This is a genomic window from Clostridium sp. BL-8, from assembly GCF_002006495.1.
Classification (GTDB): Bacteria; Bacillota; Clostridia; order Clostridiales; family Clostridiaceae; genus Clostridium.
Genome location: NZ_LZZL01000178.1, coordinates 1 through 3,018, shown reverse-complemented (window position 1 = coordinate 3,018; position 3,018 = coordinate 1). Strand labels below are relative to the sequence as shown.

General features: G+C 29.5%; 1 protein-coding gene. It reads left to right on the top strand.

Annotation, left to right across the window (positions count from 1 at the left end):
- Nucleotides 1-3,018 (top strand): condensation domain-containing protein (locus CLOBL_RS26925; protein ID WP_143323974.1); only part of this gene is annotated, 3,018 nt, incomplete at both ends.

Here is a 3,018-nt window from a genome sequence, read left to right as displayed (position 1 = left end):
TAGCAAGATGGCTTCCAGATGGAAATATAGAATATCTAGGAAGAATAGATAATCAAGTAAAAATAAGAGGTTTCAGAATAGAAATTGGAGAAATAGAAAATAAACTTTCAAAACTAAAAGAAATAAAAGAAGCAGTAGTAGTTGTAAAAATCAGTGAGAATGGAGATAAATATCTTTGTGCATATATGACAGCAGAGCAAGAAGTTTCAGCTTCTGAAGTAAAAGAGGAACTCTCAAAAGAATTACCAGCTTATATGATACCTAGTTATATAGTACAAATAGATAAATTCCAATTAACGCTAAATGGAAAAGTAGATAAGAGAGCTCTTCCGGAAATAGATATCACTAAAATAATGGAAAATGAATATGAGGCTCCAAGAAATGAAATAGAAGAAAAATTAACAGCAATATGGGAAGAAGTATTAGCGATAGAGGGTATAGGAATAAACCATAATTATTTTGATTTAGGGGGACACTCATTAAAGGCATCAGTAATAGCAGCAAAAATTAAGAAAGTATTTGAGGTAGAAATAAAGGTAAGAGAAATATTTGAAAATCCTACTATAAAAGCTTTAAGCGGAATAATAGAAAAGGCTGATAAACGAGAATATATAACAATAGATAGAGCAGAAGAAAAAGAATTTTATAAAGCATCCTCAGCAGAAAAGAGAATATTTGCATTATGGGAAATGGATAAATTTAATACTGTTTATAATGTTCCAATGATATTGGAAATGAAAGAAAAAATGGATAGTGAAAAAGTAAAGATAGTATTAAATGAATTAGTAAAGAGACATGAAGCATTAAGAACGAGCTTTGAGGTTGTAAGTGGGGAAATAGTACAAAAAATTCATAAAAAGTGGGAATTAGAATTCGAATATGAGGAGACAAGTGAAAAAGAAGTTAAAGGAAAAATAAGTAGTTTTATTAAGCCGTTTGATTTAAGGAAAGCGCCTCTAATTAGGAGTAAGTTAATAAAATGTGCAGATGAAAAGTATGTACTTATGCTTGATATTCATCATATAGTAACAGATGGAATTTCTATGAGCATATTAATAAAAGAATTCACTGAGGCATACAGAGGCAAGGAATTAAGGAAACCACTAGTACAATATAAAGATTATTCAGAGTGGCAAAATAGCTTAGAAGCAAATGGAGTACTAAAAAGACAAGAAGAATATTGGTTAAATAGATTAAATGGAGAAACACCAATATTAAATATGGTAACAGATTATGAAAGACCAAATGTGCAAAGCTACGAAGGTGACAGAATAAATTTTGCTATAAATAATAAGTTGAAAGAAAAGTTAAATAATATAGCAAAGGAAACAGGAACAACTTTGTATATGGTACTTTTAGCATCGTATAACGTGATGCTTGCAAGATATAGTGGACAAGAAGATATTATAGTAGGAACAGCTCAGGCCGGAAGATCACAAGCAGAGCTTGAAGATACTGTTGGAATGTTTGTAAATACAGTAGCACTTAGAAATTATCCAAATGCCAATAGGACTTTTAGAGATTTCTTAAAGGAAGTAAAAGATAATACCTTAAAAGACTTTGAAAATCTTGATTACCAATTTGATGATGTAGTTAATAAATTAGATGTTAAAAGAGATATGAGTAGAAATCCGTTATTTGATGTGATGTTTGTACTTGAAAATATGGATTTTGGTTTAGATCAAAATAATATGAATATCAAATTGATAGAAGCTGAATCAGAATTAACTATAGCAAAGTTTGATTTAACATTAACTGGAGCGGAAATAGACGAAGGTATAAGCTTTAGCTTGGAGTATTGTACTAAATTATTTAAAAAAGAAACAGTAGAAAGAATGAAAGAGCATTACATCAATATATTAAAATATGTAACAGCTAAGTTAGATAGTAAGATATATGAGATTGATTTAATCGGTGCAGAAGAAAGAGATAAGTTATTAAATCAATTTAATAGAACAAAGGCAGAATATCCTCAAAATGTAACTATAGTAGATTTATTTGAAAAGCAAGTACAAAAAACACCAGATAATATAGCGGTAGTATGTAAAGACAAGAAATTAACGTATAGAGAGCTTAATAAAAAATCAAATGCTTTAGCAAGGGTTTTAAGAGAAAAAGGTGTAGAAGCAGAAACAATAGTCGGAATAATGATGGATAAATCTTTAGAGATGATAATTGGAATAATGGGAATCTTAAAAGCTGGAGGAGCATATTTACCAATAGATTCTGAATATCCAGAAGACAGAATAAAGTACATGTTAGAAGATAGTAGCACGAAAATTCTTTTAACACAAACCAAATTACTAGGAAGTGTAAGTTATGCTGGAGAAACTATAGACTTAGAAGATAATAAGCTATATGAAAGAAAGAATAATAACCTAAATAATATAGGTAAATCAAATGATTTGGCATATGTCATATATACTTCAGGAACAACTGGAAAGCCTAAGGGAGTAATGATAGAACAAAAAGCTCTTGTAAATTTATGTTTCTGGCATAATGAATATTATGAAGTAACAGAAAAAGATAGAGCAACAAAGTATGCAGGTTTTGGTTTTGATGCATCTGTTTGGGAGATATTCCCTTACATTATAACTGGAGCAACACTATATATGATAGATAAGTCTATAATGCTTGATAAGGATGAACTAAATAAATATTATGAGGATAATCAAATAACAATAGGCTTCTTACCTACGCAAATGTGTGAAGAATTTATGAATTTAAAGAATAAATCTTTAAGAAAGCTACTAACTGGAGCAGATAAATTAAAGGTATATAAAAAGCAGACTTATGAATTAATAAACAATTATGGACCAACAGAAAATGCGGTAGTTACAACAAGCTTTGTTGTAGATAAAGATTATAGGAATATACCAATAGGAAAACCAATAAGTAATTCTAGAATATACATATTGGGAGATAATAATACCTTAATGCCAGTAGGAACATGTGGAGAATTGTGTGTTTCAGGAGATGGACTTGCAAGAGGATATTTAAACAGAGAAGAATTAACAA